The 19,608-nt window shown below is 73.4% G+C and carries 17 protein-coding genes; 9 read left to right on the plus strand and 8 right to left on the minus strand.

Annotated elements, in window-relative coordinates; translation table 11 throughout:
* Window positions 1–210 precede the first annotated feature (210 nt).
* The 5 genes from NV263_RS12405 (at window position 211) to NV263_RS12425 (ending at window position 4,799) form a co-directional block, all read left to right on the plus strand.
* Entirely contained in the window at window positions 211–954 is a 744-nt protein-coding gene (locus NV263_RS12405; protein WP_263253180.1) for a phosphorylase family protein, read from the plus strand.
* Window positions 951–1,721: an SDR family NAD(P)-dependent oxidoreductase gene (locus tag NV263_RS12410; RefSeq protein WP_263253182.1), complete on the plus strand. Its 771-nt coding sequence runs from the start codon at window positions 951–953 to the stop codon at window positions 1,719–1,721. Before NV263_RS12405 ends, NV263_RS12410 begins: the two co-directional genes overlap by 4 nt.
* 63 nt (window positions 1,722–1,784) lie before the next feature.
* Window positions 1,785–3,299, plus strand: coding sequence for a Rossmann-fold NAD(P)-binding domain-containing protein (locus NV263_RS12415; protein ID WP_263253184.1), 1,515 nt, complete (start codon window positions 1,785–1,787; stop codon window positions 3,297–3,299).
* Window positions 3,296–3,820: a cupin domain-containing protein gene (locus tag NV263_RS12420; RefSeq protein ID WP_263253186.1), complete on the plus strand. Its 525-nt coding sequence runs from the start codon at window positions 3,296–3,298 to the stop codon at window positions 3,818–3,820. The genes NV263_RS12415 and NV263_RS12420 overlap by 4 nt, the downstream gene beginning before the upstream one ends.
* 103 nt (window positions 3,821–3,923) lie before the next feature.
* Entirely contained in the window at window positions 3,924–4,799 is an 876-nt protein-coding gene (locus NV263_RS12425) for a LysR family transcriptional regulator (RefSeq protein WP_263253187.1), read from the plus strand.
* Here NV263_RS12425 and NV263_RS12430 read toward each other — a convergent pair whose 3' ends face one another.
* From NV263_RS12430 to NV263_RS12440, 3 genes are all read right to left on the minus strand, one after another.
* Complete coding sequence (locus tag NV263_RS12430; RefSeq protein WP_263253188.1) at window positions 4,800–7,850, minus strand: amino acid adenylation domain-containing protein; 3,051 nt, start codon at window positions 7,848–7,850, stop codon at window positions 4,800–4,802.
* Between the two features lie 30 nt (window positions 7,851–7,880).
* Window positions 7,881–8,330 (minus strand): pyridoxamine 5'-phosphate oxidase family protein, encoded by a 450-nt coding sequence (locus NV263_RS12435; RefSeq protein ID WP_263253191.1) that lies wholly within the window; start codon window positions 8,328–8,330, stop codon window positions 7,881–7,883.
* 239 nt (window positions 8,331–8,569) lie between these two features.
* Complete coding sequence (locus NV263_RS12440) at window positions 8,570–9,208, minus strand: TetR/AcrR family transcriptional regulator (protein ID WP_263253192.1); 639 nt, start codon at window positions 9,206–9,208, stop codon at window positions 8,570–8,572.
* 179 nt (window positions 9,209–9,387) lie between these two features.
* Here NV263_RS12440 and NV263_RS12445 point away from each other — a divergent pair, with 179 nt between their 5' ends.
* The gene (locus NV263_RS12445; RefSeq protein ID WP_263253194.1) at window positions 9,388–10,890 is read left to right on the plus strand and encodes a flavin-containing monooxygenase; all 1,503 of its coding nucleotides are present in this window, start codon (window positions 9,388–9,390) and stop codon (window positions 10,888–10,890) included.
* 183 nt (window positions 10,891–11,073) lie between these two features.
* Here NV263_RS12445 and NV263_RS12450 read toward each other — a convergent pair whose 3' ends face one another.
* Window positions 11,074–11,832: an SDR family NAD(P)-dependent oxidoreductase gene (locus NV263_RS12450; RefSeq protein ID WP_263253195.1), complete on the minus strand. Its 759-nt coding sequence runs from the start codon at window positions 11,830–11,832 to the stop codon at window positions 11,074–11,076.
* Window positions 11,833–11,916: 84 nt separating this feature from the next.
* On the opposite strand from NV263_RS12450, the gene NV263_RS12455 reads away from it, so the two are divergent.
* Complete coding sequence (locus NV263_RS12455; protein ID WP_263253196.1) at window positions 11,917–12,504, plus strand: TetR/AcrR family transcriptional regulator; 588 nt, start codon at window positions 11,917–11,919, stop codon at window positions 12,502–12,504.
* A 158-nt stretch (window positions 12,505–12,662) separates the two neighbouring features.
* On the opposite strand, the gene NV263_RS12460 is transcribed toward NV263_RS12455, so the two are convergent.
* Together NV263_RS12460 and NV263_RS12465 are read right to left on the minus strand one after the other, a co-directional pair.
* The gene (locus NV263_RS12460; protein WP_263253197.1) at window positions 12,663–13,526 is read right to left on the minus strand and encodes a class I SAM-dependent methyltransferase; all 864 of its coding nucleotides are present in this window, start codon (window positions 13,524–13,526) and stop codon (window positions 12,663–12,665) included.
* Window positions 13,527–13,654: 128 nt separating this feature from the next.
* Window positions 13,655–14,161: a DUF2231 domain-containing protein gene (locus NV263_RS12465; protein WP_263253199.1), complete on the minus strand. Its 507-nt coding sequence runs from the start codon at window positions 14,159–14,161 to the stop codon at window positions 13,655–13,657.
* 207 nt (window positions 14,162–14,368) lie between these two features.
* On the opposite strand from NV263_RS12465, the gene NV263_RS12470 reads away from it, so the two are divergent.
* A complete protein-coding gene (locus tag NV263_RS12470) occupies window positions 14,369–15,043 on the plus strand; it encodes a response regulator transcription factor (RefSeq protein WP_263253200.1) in 675 nt (224 codons plus the stop codon).
* Window positions 15,040–16,263, plus strand: a complete 1,224-nt coding sequence (locus NV263_RS12475) for a sensor histidine kinase (RefSeq protein ID WP_263253202.1) — start codon at window positions 15,040–15,042, stop codon at window positions 16,261–16,263. Before NV263_RS12470 ends, NV263_RS12475 begins: the two co-directional genes overlap by 4 nt.
* Window positions 16,264–16,724: 461 nt before the next feature.
* On the opposite strand, the gene NV263_RS12480 is transcribed toward NV263_RS12475, so the two are convergent.
* Both NV263_RS12480 and NV263_RS12485 read right to left on the minus strand, forming a co-directional pair.
* Entirely contained in the window at window positions 16,725–17,522 is a 798-nt protein-coding gene (locus NV263_RS12480; RefSeq protein WP_397545624.1) for an NPP1 family protein, read from the minus strand.
* Window positions 17,523–17,672: 150 nt separating this feature from the next.
* Window positions 17,673–19,604 (minus strand): YhgE/Pip domain-containing protein, encoded by a 1,932-nt coding sequence (locus NV263_RS12485; RefSeq protein ID WP_263253203.1) that lies wholly within the window; start codon window positions 19,602–19,604, stop codon window positions 17,673–17,675.
* Window positions 19,605–19,608: the final 4 nt, after the last annotated feature.

Raw genomic sequence — 19,608 nt, forward strand, 5'->3', positions numbered from 1 at the left:
TACCTGGCCTGCGCGGCACCGGCACCTCGGAAACCGTGGTGGAAACGAGCCCCCGCGCCCGGCTTCGGCACCGGAATTCGCGGAAATCGACCGATAATCCGAAAATGAGTCCCGGGTGGCTCCCCCGAAAAGGGCATTTCCCGTCGGGGTGGCCGTGAATAGGGTGGGCAGCCGAGCGACTGGAAACATCACGACAACGGAGCACGGATCGTGTCGGAGAAATCTTTCTCGAACCACTTGATCGGATTCGCGCCCGGCGATGCGCGCTGCGCGGTCCTCACCGGAAACCCGGACCGGGTGCCCGTGCTCGCGGACATGCTGGGCGCCACCACGGCGCGCGGTTCCCGGCGCGGCTTCGCCTGGAGCGTCGTCGACGCGGACCCGCCGGTCATCGTGTGCTCGACCGGGGTCGGCGCACCTGCTGCGGCGATCGCCGTCGAGGAACTCGCCGACCTCGGCATCGAGTCGATCGTGCGCATCGGCAGCTGCGGCGCGCTGTCCGAGGACGTGGCCATCGGCTCCCTGGTGGTGTCGACCGGCTGCGTCCGGCACGAGGGCACCACGTCCCACTACGTCGACCTGGCCTACCCGGCGGTGCCCGGGTACCGGCTGCTGGTGGAGCTGGTCAACCGGGCCGCCGACTGCCCGGTTCCGGTCCACTTCGGACTGACGCACTGCAAGGACGCGTACTACTCCGAGCACCCGGACCGCGGTGTCGTCGACCGGGAGCGGGTGCGGTCGCACTGGGCCGCGCTGCGCGCTTCCGGGGTGCTGGCGACCGAGATGGAGGCCGCCGCGCTGTTGGTCATCGGGCAGCTGCGCGGCATCCAGTGCGCCACGATCCTGGTCCCGGCCAGCGACAGCGCGCGGCCCGACACGCTGCACGAGACCTTCGGCGCCGCGGTCGACCTCGCACGCGGCGCGCTGCCCGCCGGCATGTCGGACGCCGCATGAGGGACGCGACGCTGCCCGACCTCACCGGCAGGGGTGTGCTCGTCACCGGAGCGAGCGGCCAGGTCGGCAGGGGAATCGCGCTGCGGTTCGCCGCCGCCGGTGCGGTCGTCGCCGCGCACGGCAACGACCACGGGCACGACGTCGAGTCGCTGGTCGAGCACATCCGCGCGCAGGGCGGCAGCGCCGTCGCCGTCCTCGCCGATCTGCGCGACGAGGCGGGGTGCCGCCACGCGGTCGAGACCGCGGCTGCGTGGCTCGGCAGCCTGGACGTCCTCGTCAACGCCGCCGGGGTCCAACCGGTGCAGGACCTCGGGTCGATGACCGACGGCATGTGGCGGGAGGTCGTGGACACCAATCTGACGAGCGTGTTCCGCTGCACCCGGTTCGCCGCCGAGCTCATGCCCCGACCCGGTGGCTCCATCGTCCACATCGGATCGATCGAGGGGACGCAGCCCGCGCCCGGGCACGCGCACTACTGCTCGTCCAAGGCGGCGGTGATCATGCACGCCCGAGCGGCGGCGCTGGAGTACGGCCGGTTCGGCATCCGGGTCAATTCGGTGTCCCCGGGGCTGATCGAGCGGCCCGGCCTGGACCGGTCGTGGCCGGAGGGCGTCGGCCGGTGGCGGCGCGCGGCACCGCTGCGGCGGTTGGGCCGCGGCGAGGACGTCGGCGACGCCTGCGTCTTCCTGGCCTCGCCCATGGCGTCGTGGATCACCGGCCACGATCTGCGGGTGGACGGCGGTGTCTCCGCGCACCCGACCTGGTAGCGCGGTGGGTTGGCGAGCACGGAGGTTGGGGTGCGGGAGTTCGGCAGTGCTTTCGGAACGGCGATGACCCGGGTGCAGACCACCCCGGACGAGCTGGACGCCAGCGTGGGCGCCGTGTTCGCCAACCTGCGCGAGCTCGCGCTGGACGATGGGTACCCGCGGTTCACCGCCCTGTCCGCCGGAGCGCACCTGGTGGACCTGGGCGGTGCGGCGACGGCCGTGCTCACCATCGCGCCCGCCGCGCGCTCCCGCGAGCACCCCGCGGACAGCCACCTCGTCGGCCTCACCATCACCGACCGCGGGCGGCTCTCCGACCGCCAGGTCGACGACGTCTACGCCTGCGTCGAGGCACTGCCGTTCACCGCCCACGAGATCCGCCGGTTGGCGCCCCAGCTGCCGCTGACCCGCGGGCTCGCCGCGGACGTCGACGGGCGCCCGCTGCGCGGGCTGGCGCTGTTCGTCGTGGCGCACCTGGTCACCGATCTCGTCGTCCAGCTGGAGACGCTGGTCGAGCTGGGCGCGGACCCGCGCCGGATCACGGTGGTCAAGAAGGAGTACGCCTACCGGCACCGGCGGCGAGTCGAGTCGCACCTGCGCGCGCGGGGCGTGGCGGTGTTCGACACCGCGCACGTCGCCGACGCCCTCGTCGACCACTGCCGCCGCGCCGCGGGCGGGTGCCTGGCGCTCGACGACGGCGGATACGTGCTGCCCACCCTGTTGCGGGAGCACCCGGAGCTGGTGCCCCGGTTCCGCGGCGTGGTGGAGCAGACGATGTCCGGGATCTTCCGGCTGGAACCGTTCGACGACCTCCCGCTGCCGGTCTTCCCGGTCGCGCAGTCGGAGGTCAAGCGCACCATCGAGCCCCGCTGGGTCGCCGACCGGGCGGTCCGCACGATCGTCGACCTGCTGGCGGAGGAGAAGCTGGAGGGACAGCCCGCGCTGGTGGTCGGCTACGGCCGGATCGGCGAGCAGATCGCCGACGTGCTGCGCGACCGGCGGATGCGCGTCGCGGTGCACGACGACGACGCGCTGCGGCTGCTCGCCGCCCACGAGCGCGGGTACGCCACGTCCGGCGACCTGCCGTCCCTGCTGCGCGCGCACCGCCCCCGCCTCGTGGTGGGCGGCACCGGGCGGACCAGCCTCGGATCCGTCCACTTCGGACTGCTGCCGCCGGGCTGCCAGCTGGCGAGCGTCTCCAGCCGGGACACCGAGTTCGACCTCACCGCGTTGCGCGAGCTGGCGCTCCGCGTCGAGCCGGTGGCCGACATCGGCACCCGGTACCACCTGCCGCGCGGACCGGTGACCGTGCTCGCCGACGGCTACCCGGTCAACTTCCACCGCAGCGACAGCATGTCCAACCGGTGCTCCGACCTGACCGTCGCGGCGGTGACCTGCGGCGCCTGCGTGCTCGCGCGGCCCGACCACGGCCTCGCCGACGGCGTCGACCTCGACCGCGCCAACGCGGCGCTGGCCGCCGCCGGACTGGTCGAGCGCTACTACGAGCTGTACCGGGCCCGGGTGGACGACCCGCTCCCCGACCAGGCCCGGTGGGACACCGGGTTCGGGAGGACCGCATGACCGAGGACCCCGCCGAGGTCGCCGCGCGGTACGGCCTGCGGCCGCTGCCGGTGGAGGGCGGCCTGTTCCGGCGCACGTGGACGGGGCCGCCGGACGGCTCCGGCCGCCCGGCCGGAACGGCGATCCTGCTGCTGCTCGCCGCGCGCGACGGCCTGTTCTCCGCCCTGCACCGGTTGCCCATCGACGAGGTCTGGCACTTCCACCGGGGAGACCCCGTCGCACTGCTGCTGCTCGACCCCGGCGGCGGTGCCCGCACGGCCGTCCTCGGCCACGACCCGGCCGCCGGTCACCACGTCCAGTTCACCGTGCCCGCCGGGACGTGGATGGGCGGCCGGGTCGCGCCGGGCGGCAGCTGGGCGCTCTGCGGCACGACGATGGCGCCGGGCTTCCTGCCGTCCGACTACGAGGGCGCCGCGGCCGACGACCTCGCCGCCGCGTACCCGAGCGCGGCGGAGGACATCCGCGCGCTGTGCCGCCCCGGAACCCCGCTGCGCATGCCACCGGAGGACCCGCCGCGGTGACGGCGCTATATTCGTGGGCTGCCCGAGGCGCCCGGGCGGTCGGTGATGTCGCAGGTCACCGCGCGGTCCGGCGACGCGGCACGGATGTGGAACGGGGGGACACATGGGTCTCGACCTGCGCGTGCTGGAACAGCTGATCGCGCTCGCGGAGGAACGCAGCTTCACCCGCGCCGCGCGGCGGGTGCACCTGACCCAACAGGCGCTGAGCACCTCGATCCGCGGCCTCGAACGCGAGGTCGGGGTGCAACTGGTGGACCGCAGCGGAGGCCGGGTGCGCCTGCTGCCCGCGGGCGAAGCCCTCGTCGCGGACGCGCGAGTGCTGCGCGGACTGGCGAACGCGGCGCTGCACCGCACCCGCAGCATCGGCCGCGACGGCGCCGAGACGGTGCGCATCGGTCACACCCCGGCGGTGACGGGCGAGGAGGTCACCGCACTCCTCGCCCGCGTGCGCGCCGAACATCCGGATCTGCGCTGCGACGTCCGCCAGTTCTTCCCCGACGCGCTGCGCGCGGGCCTGGGCAACGGCGAACTCGATCTCGGGCTGTGCCGAGCCATGACCCCGCCGGCCGGTTTGAACAGCACGACGGTGTGCCACCACCGCCTGCGGGTGGCCGTCAGCAGCACGCACCGCCTGGCCGAACGCGGCACCGTGGGGTTCGCCGATCTGGCCGATGAATGCCTCGTGGTGTGGGGTGTGCCGGGGCGCTCCGGCTACACCGACCTCCTGCTGGGCCTGTGCCGGGACGCCGGGATCGAACCCCGGTTCGAACGCAACCCCGTGCAGGGAACACCGCCGGTGACGGCCGTGATCGGCACCGAGCACGTCGCGCTGGTCACGTCCGCGCCGGGGCCCGCAGCGGACGGCCGCGTCGTGGTCTGCGAACTCGACCCCGCCGTGCACGTCCCGCTGCGGGCGCTGTGGCCGGAGCACACGACCTCGCCGGCCCGGGACGCCCTGCTCGAATCGGCGGCGCGCTGATCAACCCGCGGCGTCCGCCGCGCGCCGCGGCCGTTCGATGTAGCCGGAGTCGAAGAAGTGCTCCAGGTAGCGGTCCAGCAGCGCGTCGTCGACCGGCGGGCACGGCAGGTCGGCGAGATCGCGGTCCACGTTGTCCCGTCCGAGTTCCGGGAACGTGCCCTCGAAGTACATCTCCTTCACCGAGATGTCCGACCGGCGCCCGCGATCCACGCACAGCGACACGAACGGCGCCGTGGCGGCCGTCGGGTTCCGCGCCACGTACCGGACCAGCTCGCCGACCCACTCGTCGTAGGGCGCGGTCTCGATCTCGCACCCGGCCGCGCGCATCCGCCGGAGCACGTCGGCGAACCGGGCGGGGCGGGGATTGGTCAGGTGGTAGACGCGCCGGGTGGCCGGCCGTCCGGTGGCCACCCGCAGCACCGCCTCGGCCACGTAGTCGACCGGCACGAAGTCCATCGGCAACGGGATGTCCGGCGCCAGACCGGTGTCGGCGACCGTCTTGAACAGCGAGCAGATCGCGGTCTCGGTGTTGCACACGCCACTGCGCTGGTCACCGGTGATCTCGTACGGCCGGTGGATCGCCACCGGCAGCCCCTCCTCGGCCGCCTCCTGGAGCACCTTCTCGGCCACCCACTTGCTCTCGGCGTAGCCGAGCGTGAGCCGGTCGGCGTGGTCCAGCGGAGTGTCCTCGGCGACGCGGCGCACCCCCGCGGTCCCGAATCCGGCGACGACCGCGATGGTGGACAGGAAGTGCACCGGAACCCGCCGCGGCGCGGCCAACCGGACGACCGACCGCGTACCGTCCACATTGGCCGCTCGCAGCGCGCGGTACGGGTAGACGAAGTTGACCTGGGCGCCGGAGTGCAGCACCAGGTCCGCCTCGGCCGCGATCCGGTCGGCGGTGCGCTCGTCGAGGCCGAGGCGGGGCGCGGTGAGGTCGGCGGGCAGGCACGCCACCCGCTCGGCCACGTCCGGCGGGCTCAGCCGGTAGCGGTCGAGCGCCGCCGCGATCCGCCGCCGGGCGTGGCCGGCGTCCTGGGCGCGGACCGGGCAGTGCACCACCGCCTCGGTGGTGCGCAGCAACCGGTCCAGCAGGAACGCCCCGACGAACCCGGTGGCGCCGGTCAGCACCACGTGCCCGGGCCGGTCCCACCGCGGCGGCCGGTCCCGCCGCGCCGGGGGCAGCGAGAAACCGAGCCGCGACTCGGCGGCGAAATCCGGCGGCGCGGTGTCGGCTCCACCGACCGAACCACCGCGCACCTCGCGCACGGCTTCGACGTACCCGTCGAAGGTCGGGTTGTCCAGCAGACCGCGGATCAGCGGAGTGCCGTACCGGGCGTCCACGCCGAGCACCGCCAGCGTGCGGTTGACGACCTCGGCCGCGGTCAGCGAATCCCCGCCGATCGCGAAGAAGTCGTCGGTCCCGGCCGGGCGCACCCGCAACGTCGAGTACCAGACCTCGGCGAGGCTGTCCCGCACGCCGGAAACGCCGCGCTGGGTCGGAACCGGGCCGTCGTCCGCGGCCCGCAAGCGCGCGCGGTCCACCTTGCCCGCCGGTGTCACCGGGAACTCGGCGAGCGCCACGATGCGGGACGGGACGACCGCGCTCGGCAGCCACCGGGCCAGCTCCGCGCGCACCTCTTCGACCGGGACGCCCGCGCCGCCGTCGGCCGGGGTGACGAACCCGACCAGGCTCCCGCGGTCGAGTTCGACGACCGCCTCGCCGACGGCGGGGTGCGCCCGCAGCCTCGCCTCGACCTCGTCGAGTTCCACCCGGTGACCCCGGACCTTGACCTGCCGGTCGGCGCGGCCGCAGTACTGCAGGGTCCCGTCGCCGCGCCACATCGCCCGGTCCCCGGTCCGGTAGAGCCGCGCCCCGGGGCAGCCCGGGTTCGCCACGAACCGCTCCTCGGTGAGCCCGCGGTCGCCGAGGTAGCCCAGCGCCAGACCGTCGCCGCCGACGAACAGCTCGCCCTCCTCGCCGACGTCCGCCGGGGTGCCGTCGGGGCGGAACACGTGGCACGAGGAGTTCTGGATCGGCCTGCCGATCGGAACGGTCGCGGCGTCCTCGGCGAGCGGGCGCACCACGTGGCCGGTGGACACCACGGTGTTCTCGGTGGGGCCGTAGAAGTTGACCACGGTCGTGCGCGGGCAGGCGTCGAGCACCGCGCGCGCCAGGTGCGGGTCCATCGCCTCGCCGCCGGCGGAGCCGAACCGCAGGTCGCGCAGCGCCTCCGGGGCGGTGCGCGCGACGTGGTGGAACACGCTCGTGGTGAGGTAGGCGACGGTGATCCGGTCCGCGCGGATCCGGGCGCCCAGCGCCACCGGGGACAGCAGTTCGTCCCGGTCGACCAGGACCAGGCACGCCCCGTTGAGCAGCGCCGACCAGATCTCGATGGACGACGCGTCCGAGGACAGCCCGTACCCGTGCAGCACCCGGTCGCGGTGCGCGGGACGGGAACCGCCCACGTCCGCGTGGGCGAGCCGGACCACGCCGCGGTGCGGGATCGCCACCGGCTTCGGACGTCCCGTCGACCCCGACGTGAACATGACGTAGGCGCAGTCGGTGGCCGCGGGCGGATCCGCCTCCGCGTGGTGCTCGGGTCCTGCCGCCGGACCGAAGTCCACCCGGGTCCGCAACCGGCGCAGGCGGCACGGGCTGCCGGGCAGGACGACCGCCGTCCGGACCCCCGCGTCGTCGCACATCGCCTGCAACCGGGCGGGCGGGAGCGCGTCGTCCAGCGGTACGTAGGCGGCGCCCGCCTTGAGGATTCCCAGGAATGCCACCAGGGCGTCGAGCGATCTCCCGCCGCAGACGCCGACCGGTTCACCGCGGCGCACACCGGTGCCGCGCAGCCGGGCGGCCAGGACGTCCGAGCGGGCGCGCAGCTCGGCGTAGCTCAGGGCGTTCCCGCGGTGGAGTGCGGCGACGGCCTCCGGAGCCCGCAGCGCCTGCGCGTCGAAGAGCTGGTGCAGGCACGCCTCGCGCGGGTACGGGGTGGTGGGCCCGGAGGCGCGGGGATGGCGGTTGGGAGCGGTTCTCGTGGACATGCCGGTACTCCTCGCGCGGTCGTGCACCCGTCAGTTGAACGTGGCCGCGAAAGCCGCGAAGTCGGCGGTCCGCCAGTGCTCGGGACGCATCCGGAAGGTCGCGTAGTCGTCGAGCTGGTGCCGGTTGGCCGCCAGGTAGGACGCGGCCTCCTCGGGCGGGAGGTAGCGGTGCGCCAACGCCTCCCACTCGTCGTGGTCGACCCGGTCCTCGACGGTGACCGGTCCCTCGACGCTGACGTACCGGTACGGCGCGTTCTCGTCCTGGACGCAGAAGCTCATCCGCCCGCTCCCGCGGAGCAGTTCCGCCTTGCGCGAGCCGCGGTCGGTGAGCAGGACCACCTGACCGCCGGGCCGGTAGTCGTACCAGATCGGGAGCTGCAGCGGTGCCAGGCCGGGGCGGTCGTCGGGAACCGCCAGCACGCCGACCCGCACCTCGGCGAGGAACTTCTCGCGCTCGTCCCGGGACATGCTCAGATCCATCGAGAACTCCATCGTGGTACGGCAGAAGGAAGAACGGGCGTCGAAGGTCCGGTGCACCGCACGGCGCCGACGCCCGTCACTGGGTAGCACGGTGGATCTGCCGCGCACAGCGCCGCAGCGCGCTCCGGCGCCTGGTTCACCGGATCGGGACGGAATTTCCGCCCACCGCCTGACGTCCTTGATCACTCCACCGGAACGCGGTCCGACGGATCCCGTTGTGCGGCAACGTGTTCAGTCCGTCAGTGCCCGTCGCCCTCGATCAGCGGCTCGATGTAGGCGAGCAGCGCCTGCTCGACCTCCGCGCGGATCACGGCGTTGGTGGCGCCTTCGCCGTGCCCCACCGTGTAGAGGCCGTTGCTGATGTGCACGAGCATCGAGGCGACCACGGCGCGGCGTTCGTCGCTCATGCTCGGGGCGAGCACTTCGAGGTTCTCCACCAGGCGGCGTTCGATGGCCTCCACCACGGTCGCCGTCGAGGGAGTGGTGATCGGCGCGGTCAGCAGGAAACCGAGCAGCCCGGGCGGTTCCCGGTTGAACGCCGCGTGCACGTCGAGGACGTGCTCGATCGTCTCGACCGGAGAACGCATGGTGCGCAGGCGTTCGTCCAGCGCCTCGCCCAGGCGCACCGTCCACTCCTCCTGGAGAGCGGCCAGGATCTCGTCCTTGCTCGCGAAGAACTGGTACAGCGAGCCGACCGACACGCCCGCGCGCTCGGCGACGAGGTTGGTGTTGGTCCCGGCGTAGCCGCGCTCGGCGAACAGCTCGCCCGCGGCGCGTTGGATGCGCGCGACGAGCTCGCGGCTGCGGGCCTGCCTGGGCACGCGGCGCCGCCCGGGGGTGTACGCCGGTCCGATGCGCCGCGGGCGGTCGACGGGCACGTCCGATCCTCCTCCTACCTGGCGGAACGCGAGTGGCGCACCCGAGTGGGCAGGCAGAAACGCGAGTTGGCGAACGCGAGTTATTGCTCGGATAATAGCAGCGAGCAGGCAGGAAGGGCTCGGCGAGGAACTTCCCGCCGGTGCAGGCGAATTCCAGCGTCCACTTCGGAGCGGCGAACATGACCACACCTCACCTGGACGTCATCGTCGTCGGTGCGGGCCTGTCCGGCGTCGGCGCCGCCTACCGGCTGCAGACCCGGTCGCCGCGCCGGACGTACGCCGTGTTCGAGGCCCGCGACGCGATCGGCGGCACCTGGGACCTGTTCCGCTACCCGGGAATCCGGTCGGACTCGGACATGAACACCCTCGGCTACCCGTTCCGCCCGTGGACGGGGGAGAAGTCCATCGCCGACGGGGCCTCGATCCGCCAGTACGTCCGCGACACCGCCCGCGAGCACGGGATCGAGCGCCGCATCCGGTTCCGGCACCGGGTCGTCGCCGCGTCGTGGTCGTCGGAGGACGCCGCGTGGACGGTGCGCGTCGAGGTCGGCGAGGACCGCGAAGTGCGCACGTACACCTGCTCGTTCCTGTTCCTGTGCACCGGTTACTACCGCTACGACCGGGGTCATTCGGTGGACTTCCCGGGGCGGGAGGACTTCCGGGGCCGGGTGGTGCACCCGCAGCACTGGCCCGCCGACCTCGACCACACCGGCCACCGCGTCGTGGTGATCGGCAGCGGCGCGACCGCGATGACGCTCGTGCCCGCGATGGCCGAGGAGGCCGAGCACGTCACGATGGTGCAGCGGTCTCCCGGCTACGTCCTCTCGCTGCCGTCGCGGAACCCCGTCGCCGCCCGGCTGCGCCGGAGACTGCCCACCGAGCTCGCCTACCGGCTGATCCGGGGCCGCAGCATCGCGCTGTCCACCATCAACTACCAGCTGTGCCGCCGGTTCCCCCGGATGATGGCGCGGGTCCTGCGCGACCGCGTCGCCGAGCAGCTGCCCGACTCCGTGCCGGTGGACCCGGCGTTCACGCCGCGCTACGCCCCGTGGGACCAGCGGCTGTGCGTGGTCCCGGACGCCGACCTGTTCCGGGCGTTGCACCGCGGCGAGGTCAGCGTGGTCACCGACGCGGCGGAGTCGTTCACCGAGCACGGGGTGCGCACCGCCTCCGGCGCGGAGATCCCCGCCGACGTCGTGGTGACCGCGACCGGCCTGGAGATGCTGGCCTTCGGCGGCATCGGGCTGACCGTGGACGGCACCGAGATCGACCCGGGACGCGCGCTGGCCTACAAGGGCATGATGTTCGACGGCGTGCCCAACCTCGCCTGGTGCGTGGGCTACACCAACAGCTCCTGGACGCTGCGCGCCGACCTCGTCGCCCAGTACGTCTGCCGGCTGCTCAACCACATGGACCGCCACGGCCACGCCGAGTGCCGGCCGGTGGCCGGCCGCGCTGGCGCCGGTGAGCGGCGCCCGATCCTGGACCTGTCGTCCAACTACGTCCTGCGGGCGGCGGACCGGATGCCCAAGCAGGGACGCGCGTGGCCGTGGGCGGTGCGCCAGAACTACCTGGCCGAGCTGGTGACCATCCGGCTGGGGCGGGTCGACGACCGCGCCATGCGCTTCCGCCGCGCCCCGCGCACCCGGCCCTCCCGCCGACCGGCCACGGCCCGGCGCTGACCCGGAGCACCCCGACCCGTCCAGCGGGATGTCGCCCGGATCACCGACCCGATCCGGCCGGGGCGAAGCGGACGTTCCGACCGCTCCGAACGTCCGTTGTGGACGGACTGGTCTCGACTCGGTTGTAGTCGTCCCCGCGGCCGAAGCGGCGACCCGGGTTTCGACGCTGTCCTGGACAGGTCCTCAGACCGCCGACCACCCGTTGTCGACCGGCAGGATCGCGCCGTTGATGTTGCTGGCCGCGTCGGAGGCGAGGAACACGATGGCAGCGGCCTGTTCGTCCGCTTCGGCCACCCGGCCGATATTGGCGGCGTAGCCCATGACGACGCTCGGCCCGTGCGCCTCGGCGTCGATGTCGACGGAGATGCCGGTGGCGGTGCCGCCGGGTGCGATGGCGTTGGCGCGGATCCCCTTGCCCCGGTACATGACCGCCAGCGACCTGGTGAGCCCGACGATGCCGTGCTTGGCGGCCGTGTAGGCCGCGCCCGCCGCGCTGCCGCGCAGCGCCGCCTCGGACGCGGTGTTGACGATGGCGCCGCGGCCCGCGGCGAGCATGTGCGGCAGGACCGCGCGGGTGAGCCGGAACGGCGCGGTCAGGTTGATCCGCAGGAGTCGTTCCCACTCGGCGTCGGTGACGTCGGCGACCGCGGCGAAGCTGTCCATGATCCCGGCGTTGTTGACCAGCACGTCCACCCTGCCGAACCGGCCGACCGCCGTGGAGACGACCTCCTCCACCACCGCCGCCTCGCCGAGGTCGCCGACGACGCTGGTCGCCTCCCCGCCGGAGCCCTTGATCTCCCGTTCCACGGCCCCGGCGCCCTCGGCGTCGAGGTCCGCGATGAGCACCCGCGCACCCTCGGCGGCCAACCGCAGCGCCGTGGCCCGGCCGATCCCCGAACCCGCGCCGGTGACGATCGCGCTGCGCCCTGCCAACCCGTTCATGTTCGCCTCCACGTCCTCGGCATTTCTGTCATACTGCGACAGAATTGCGCAGTGGGACAACAATCCCGGTCAGGAGGGGGCGCGATGCCGGGCAAGCGGGTAGGACGTCCACCGCTGACCGAGCGCCGCAAGCACGCGACGCGCATGGACATCGCGCGCGAGGCGGTCCACCTGTTCACCACCAACGGGGTCGCCGCGACCTCCGCCGACCAGATCGCGGAGGCCGCCGGGGTGTCGACCCGCACGCTGTGGCGCTACTTCCCGGGCGCGGGCAAGGAGAACTGCGTCCGCCCGCTGCTCACCGCGGGCATCGAGGCCATCGCGCAGGCCCTGTCCGACCCGGCCGGGGAACTGCCCGACCGGCTGGCCACCGAGCCGGGCGACGTCGACACGATGCTGGCGCTGGTGCGCCTGACCCGCACCGAGCCCGCGGTCCGCGCGGTGTGGCTGCAGGCGCACCACGACGCGGAACCGGTGTTCGCCACGAGCATCGCCGAACGCTCCGGCCGCCGCCCCGACGACCTGGCGGTGAAGGTCGAGGCCGCGGTGCTCAACGCCGCGCTGCGCGTCGCGGTCGAACACTGCGCCGACCACGCACCGGACGGGGACCCGGCCCCGGCGTTGTGGGACGCGCTCCGAAGCGCGCTACGGGTCGCGGGCACGCAGATCTGACCAGGGCACGGACCTGGGCATACATCAGGAGGGGCTCCCGGAGCCGATGTGACCGCGGCGCGCCAGCGCCTCCTTGGGGGCGCTGATCGGGCGACGGGCGGGACGCTGAGGTTCCGCTCCCGGCACCGCCACCCAAAATGAGTTCAAAGACCGGGCTCTCAGCGGTTCGCGCGCAGTATGCGGCTCGCGCGCAGTGCGCGGGGTGGTTCGCCTTCGAATCCGGCGGATCCGTGGAGATAGCCGGCGATGAGATCCGGGGCCGAGTGGTCTTCGACACTGGTGAACCCGAGGGCTCGCAGCTGTGCGGCGATGTCGCCGGGTGTGAAGTAGCTGAACACTGGTTCGCCGGCGCCGGCCAGCCGCTCGGCACGCGCCCTCTGGTGCGCACGGTCCTCGTCGGTGGCCGCGGGCTGCAGGTAGTCGACGATCACTTCGACCGGTTCGGCTTGACCAGCGATGTAATCGAGGGTGGCGTGCGCGGCGTCCGGGGTCAGGTAGAAGACGACGCCGAGCCACACGAACACGGCCGGGTCCGTCCGCTTGAATCCGGCGGATTCCAATCCAGCTGCCAGCGACTGCGTTTCGAAATCGACCGGCACGAAGGTCGACGTCTCAGGGAAGTCGATCCCGGACGTGGCAAGGCGCTCGCGTTTCCACGTCTGGGTGGCGGGGTGGTCGACCTCGAAGACGCGCAAGTCCGGGAGCGGATTCCGATAGGCGAAGGTGTCCAGACCAGCGCCGAGGATCACGACCTGCCGCACGCCGGCGGCGATGGCCGCGGTCGCGGCGTCCTCGGCGAAGCGGGCACGGGCGGCGAAGAACAGGCGGCGGGGCCGATCGCTCACCGCAGCACCGAGGCGATCGGTCGTGAGCGTGGCCAGTTCCGCCAGTTCCGCTGCGGTGACGCCGAGCAGACGTGCGGCCAGCGGGTCGGTGAAGATCCGCGGTCGGTCGGCGACCTGGTGACAGGCGCGGGCGTACGCGGTGATGAGCGCTGTCCGGCTGGGGCCGCCGTTGTCCATTCTCAAGAACCTACTCGCGGACGCGGCGCGGGCCGTGTGAACTGACCCACGGTCACCACCGCGCGGAAAGCGAACACGGCCGCGTGATCAACGTGCTGAGCCGCCGCTGACCGGCGGAACCGTCGACCTCACCCCGTGGGCCGGTGTTCGGGGTGCGGCGCGGTGTACTGCTTGTCCGCCCACGCGGCCCGAGCTCCCGAATCGCCGATGCGCACGACCTGCACCGCGGAGACCGCGGCGAGCGCCACGGCCAGCACCGCGAGGGCGCCCACGGCGACCTTCGGCGCCAGGTCGCCGGTCGCCCGGTTCCGGCGGCGCTGGTCGACCGCGACGAGCGCGGCGACCAGGACGAGCAGGGCGGCGACGTAGACCAGCAGTTCATCGCCGAGGTGGGCGTGCTGGCGGATGAGGTCGGTGGTGGCCAGGCGGTCGCGCAGTTGCTCGCCGCTGTTCGTGGCCAGCGGGATGCACGCGGTGGCCACCGCGGTGATGCCGACCACGAGCCAGCCGAACCGGCGGCGCGCGGCCGGCCACAGCGCCACGACGAGCGCGCCGAGCACCGCCAGCGGCACCAGCACGACGACGGCGTGCACGACGAGCACGTGCGAGGGGAGTCCGAAAACGAACGCGGGCACGCCTGGCTCCGTTCCGGTCGGGGTCTGCGAGGTCACGACCAGCGTCGCGGAGCTTTCTTGGAGGATTCTGGGAAACCCGGGGATTCGGGCCCGGATGTCCGTTCCGCCCGGGACCGGGTGGGACGCGGCTCGCGCGCCCGCTGAGAAGGCGCTGGGAATCCGGTGGTCCGAGCCGAGGCCCGATCCGGGTGCTCGCACAATGGCGGCATGGACGGCGTGACCCGGCCGCGGGTGCTGCTGGTGGAGGACGACCACGAGCTGACGGCGATGCTGGCCGAGGTGCTCACCGACGAGGGCTACGAGCTCGACGCGGCCGCGGACGGTCAACGCGCGCTGCACCTCGGCCTGACCCGCGGGTACGACGTGCTCGTGCTCGACCGGGGGCTGCCCGCGATCGAGGGGCTCGACGTGCTCACCCGGCTCCGGAGCAAGGGCGTGGTGACCCCGGCGCTGGTGCTGTCCGCCCTGGGCAACCCGGCCGACCGGGTGGCCGGGTTGGACGCCGGCGCCGAGGACTACCTGCCCAAACCGTTCGATCTGGACGAACTGCTCGCCCGGCTCCGCGCGCTGCGCAGGCGGCACCTGGACAGCGCCCGGACGGTGCCGCTGCCCGGCGGTGTCCTCGACCTGGACGCGCGGCTGGCGCGCATCGGCGAGCAGCGGGCGGTGCGGTTGTCCGAACGCGAGTGCGCGGTGCTCGGCCTGCTGGCGAGCCGGCCGACTCGCGTGTTCTCCAGGTCGGACCTGCTCCTGCTGGTCTTCGACACCGCGGAGAGCGACGTGATCGTGGACACCTACGTGCACTACCTCCGCCGCAAGCTCGGCAGGCGGATCATCGACACGGTGCGCGGCCGCGGCTACCAGCTGGGGCGCGGGGGATGAGCCGGGGCGCGAAGCTGTCCGGGGACGCGAGGATGCTCCGCCGCGCCTCGCTGCGGCTGGGGTTGCAGACCGCGGGTGCCGTCGCGGTGACGGTCGCGGTCCTGACCGCGGTGGCGATCCTGGTGGTGGTGCACGGGCAGCACCGCCAGGAGGACGAGCTGTTGCAGACCACGATCGGCCGCGCGGACGACGTGACCGATCCGCCGCACGGCGTGTGGCTCGTGCTGCGCGGGAGCGGGCAGGGCCAGGTTTCCCCGGGCCTGCCGCGCGGACTGCCGGACGAGGACGCGCTGCGGCGCACCGCCCGGGACCACCTCGCCCGCACCGACGACCTCTCCGTCGCCGGGCGCGAGTACCGGGTGCGCACGCAGCCGCGCGGTGCCGAGGTGGCGCAGGCGGTGCTGGACCTCCGCGACGCGCACCGCGAGCGCTCCCACATCGTGCGCGCCCTGCTGCTGGCCGGAGTGGCCGGACTCGTGGTCGCCGCGCTGGTCGGAGCGTGGTGGGGGCGGCGCACCGTCACGCCGCTGTCCGAGGCGTTGGCGTTGCAGCAGCGGTTCGTCGCCGACGCCGGGCACGAACTCCGCACGCCGCTGACGCTGCTGAGCACCCGGGCGCAGCTGCTGCGCCGCCGCCTGTCGCGGGAGGTGGACCACGCCGCCCTGCGGTCCGATGTGGAGGGTCTGGTCGCGGATGCGGACCGGCTCACCGGAATCCTGGAGGACCTGCTGCTGGCCGCCGATCCCCGGGCAGCCGCGGTCGACGCCCCGGTGGACCTCCACGCCCTGCTCGACGGTGAGACCACGGCCGCGCGGGCGGCGGCGCAGCGCCGCGCCGTCGAGGTCGAGTTCCGCTCCGAGGCCCGACGACCGGTGGTCGCGGGCTCGGAGGCGGGCCTGCGCCGCGCGGTCAACGCCGTGCTGGACAACGCGATCCGGCACGCGCGGACCCGGGTGCGCGTCCACCTCACCGAGTCCGGGCGCGACCTGGTGGTCGACGTGCTCGACGACGGTCCGGGCATCGATCCTGCGGTGCTGCCGCGGGTTTTCGAACGCTTCGCGTCCGCCGCCCGGCTCGACGACGGCGGAACCCGGCGCTACGGGCTGGGGCTCGCGCTGGTCAGCGAGATCGCCGCGCGCCACGGCGGAACGGTGTCCGCGCGCAACCAGCACACCGGCGGAGCCGCCCTGACGCTCCGGTTCCCCCGCGCGCCGGAGTGACCCCGGCCGGACATCCGCCGTCGCGCGCGAGGTTCCTCGCCACCGACTGCCCGCCCGCAGCGACGTCCTAAGTGGACTGGATCTGGGCATACATGAGTCGGGGCTCCCGGAGCCGATGTGGCTGCGGCGCGTCAGCGCCTCCGTGGGGGGCGGTGGTCGGGCGACGGGCGGGCCGCTGAGTGCCTGTCTTTGAACCTGCTCCCGGAACCCGCGTGGCAAGCGGCGCCAGCCGCTTTCTCTTTCGGTGAGTGGTCTCGCCGCTGGCACCGCCGCGGGTTCTCAGCGGTCGTCTCGCGAGGACAGCCCCGACGCCGTGTATGGGCATACATCAGGAGGGGCTTCCGCAGTCGAGACGGCCGCTGAGGTTCCGCCACCGGCACCGCTACGCAAAAGGAGTTCGAAGACAGGCTCTGAGGTTCCGCTCCCGGCACCGCCACCACAACGAGTTCGAAGACAGGAATTCAGCCGTGCGGGTCGAACGGGATGTCCTCCGGCTTGGCCTTGGCCAGGTTGTCCTCGAAGCTGCCATCCTTGATCGCCAGGCTGGCCGAGCCGAAGTCGGTTCCGGTCAGCTTGTCGCGGATGCCGTCGGGGAAGTTGTTCCAGCTGACCAGGTCCGGGTACTGCCAGGTCCCGTAGTCGTTCTCCGGCTGCTCGTCGGCGGCGGCGAGCCGGAACGCGTGGGTGCTGGCCCCGTCCTTGTGGTAGACGACCTTGGCGTGGCTGCCCTCCCAGGCGACCTCGGAGGCCGGGCGCGTGGAGTAGCCGCCGTGCGCGGACGTCGAGACGTACTCGGCCTTGTCGGCGTGCACCCAGACGACGACGTGCTCGATGTCGTGGCGGTGCCCGAAGGCGTCGTGCACGCCGTCGAGGGCCTGGTCCTTCTCGAAGTACAGGTCGTAGAGGTACGCGCACCAGCCGCTCGGGTCGCACTTGGCGCGGGCGTAGGAGTTCGTGTTGTCCAGATCGGACTTGTCGTGGCAGTTGCCGTTCAGGGCGCCGGAGGGTTCGAGCCCTTCGGCCACCGTCCCGTCGGGGCCGATGGCGGGAGTGGGGTAGCAGCCGTCCCCGTCGTAGTCGAACGCGGGCTGCCACTTGCCGTCCGGTTCCGCGACGCTCGCCGGAAGCGCCTGGGGTGGGTCGGCCCACGCCGTGCCCGGCGGGACCACGAGCAGGAGCGCGGCGCTGCCGACCACCGGCAACAGCGCTCGACGCCTCCTCGACGCGCGTGCGGTCGGTCGCTGTCCGGCTGCGGTCACGGCGTCGCCTCCGTTCGGCGGCGGTCACGAGTGCCGCGATCATACGGTCCGCACCGGTCCGGAAGAACCGGGTTGTCCGGTTCTCGCCACCCGGGTCGTGCCGCGCCTGCGGGAGAATCGGCGCGGCACGACCGTCCACTGCGGACGAGATCAGGCCGTGCCGAGGCCGCGGCGCACCGCGCGGCGCGGCAGCAGGCGGGTGGCGCGGACGGTGCGCGACCGTTCGACGGCCAGGAAGGTGACCACCAGACCGCTCAGCGCCCAGACGACCAGCGCCGCGATCGTGCCGCCGCCCGGGGCCGATCCCTCGACGGCCGCCCGCAACGCGTCCTGGCCCGGTGCGGTCGGCAGGACCGACGCCACCTGGCGCACCACCCCGGGCACCGCGGTGACGAAACCGTCGGCGAGCGCGACCAGGCCCACCAGCATCGCCGCGAACCGGCCGACCCCGCCCAGGGCCGCGAGCGCCTGGTTGATCGCGGTGAACGCGACGGCCGCGAGCACCAGCAGCCCGGCGCAGCCGAACCACTGCCCGACCGAGAGGTCCTGGGTGAGACCGAGGACCGCGGTCACCAGCAGCCCTTGCGCGACGGCGACCCCGGCGGGCAGCGCGAACTGGCGCGCGGCGAGCCGCAGCGACGAACGGGTCGACTCCAACGCGCGGGCCGGCACCGGGCGCAGCACCAGGAACGTCACCACGGCGCCGACCCACAACGCGAACACCGCGTACAGCGACGGGCCGGACGCGCCGAACCCGAGCTCGGTGCCCTGCGCGGTCGTCACCGGATTCGCGACGGCGTTCGCGAGCTTGTCCCGGTCGCCGTCCGGGTAGCTGGGCAGCTGCCGCACCGCCTGGTCCAATCCCGAGGACAGTTGTCCGGAGCCGTCACCGAGCTTGCGGGCGCCGTCGGAAACCCCGCGCACCCCGCCGGCGAGCTGCTCGGCACCTCCGGCGAGCTGGTCCGCACCGCCCCGGGTCCGCGCCAGCCCGTCCGCGAGCTTGCCCGCACCGTCGTCGAGCTGCGCGGCGCCACCGGCGAGCTGGTCGATGCCCCGGGAGAGCGCGGGCAGCCCGCCGCCGGACTGGCCGCCGCGACCGGCGAGCGCACCCACCCCGGTGGACACGCCCTCGCTGGCCTGCCGCACCTGTCCGGCGCCCTCGCTGAGCGCCTTCGCCGTCGCCGCCTGCACCGCGAGCTTGTTGCACATCGGCAGCACGCCGGGCGGGCACTCCTTGGACATCTCCGAGAGGTTCTGCGCCAGTCCCTGCAGTCCGGTGTCGAGCTGCTGGACGCCCTGCGCCTCCTTCGACGAGACGTCGGCCAGGGTGGCGGCCTGCTGCGGCAACTGCCGGGTCTGGTCGCGCATCGCGGCGAGCCCGTCGGAGAGCCCGCCGGTGCCCTGGGCGAGCTGCTCGGCACCGCCGTCGAGCGCGCCGAGCCCGTCGGCCAGCGACCGCGCCCCGTGCGCCAACTGGTCCGCGCCGCCGGACAGCTTGTCGGTGCCGCCGGCGAGCTGCCGGGCGCCGTCGGCCAGCGAACCGGCCCCCTTGGCGGCGTCGCCCAGCTTGTCGCCGAGCGTGTTGAACCCGACGTAGACGTTGTCCAGGTAGGTCGTGGTGAGCTGCCTGCCGAGCAGGTCCGCCGCGGTGGCCGTCACGACCCGGCTGATCGCCTCGTCGGCGAAGCGGCTGCGGTCGCCGGTGCTGACGTCGATCGTGGCGCGCCGCGCCTGGGCCGGGTCCCCGGAGAACGAGGTGGCGGCGGCGGAGAAGTTCTCGGGGATCGTCACGACGGCCGCGTAGCTGCCGTCGCGCAGCCCCTCGGCCGCGGTCTGCGGGGTGGCGAACTCCCAGTCGTAGTTGCTCTTGATCCCGCCGCCGACGAGCTTGGCCGACAGCTGGCGGCCCAGCGGGGTGAGCTGCCCGTTGATCTCGACGGGCTTGTCGTTGTTCACGATCGCGGCCCGCACGTGCTGCAACCGGTCCTCGGGTTTGCCGAGCGACCAGGTGAGCAGGCCGGCGACGGCCAGCGGCACGAGCAGCAGGCCGACCAGGGTGAGCAGCGGGAGACGGCGTTTCACCAAC

It is taken from the genome of Saccharopolyspora rosea (genome assembly GCF_025643595.1).
Taxonomy (GTDB): Bacteria; Actinomycetota; Actinomycetes; order Mycobacteriales; family Pseudonocardiaceae; genus Saccharopolyspora; species Saccharopolyspora rosea.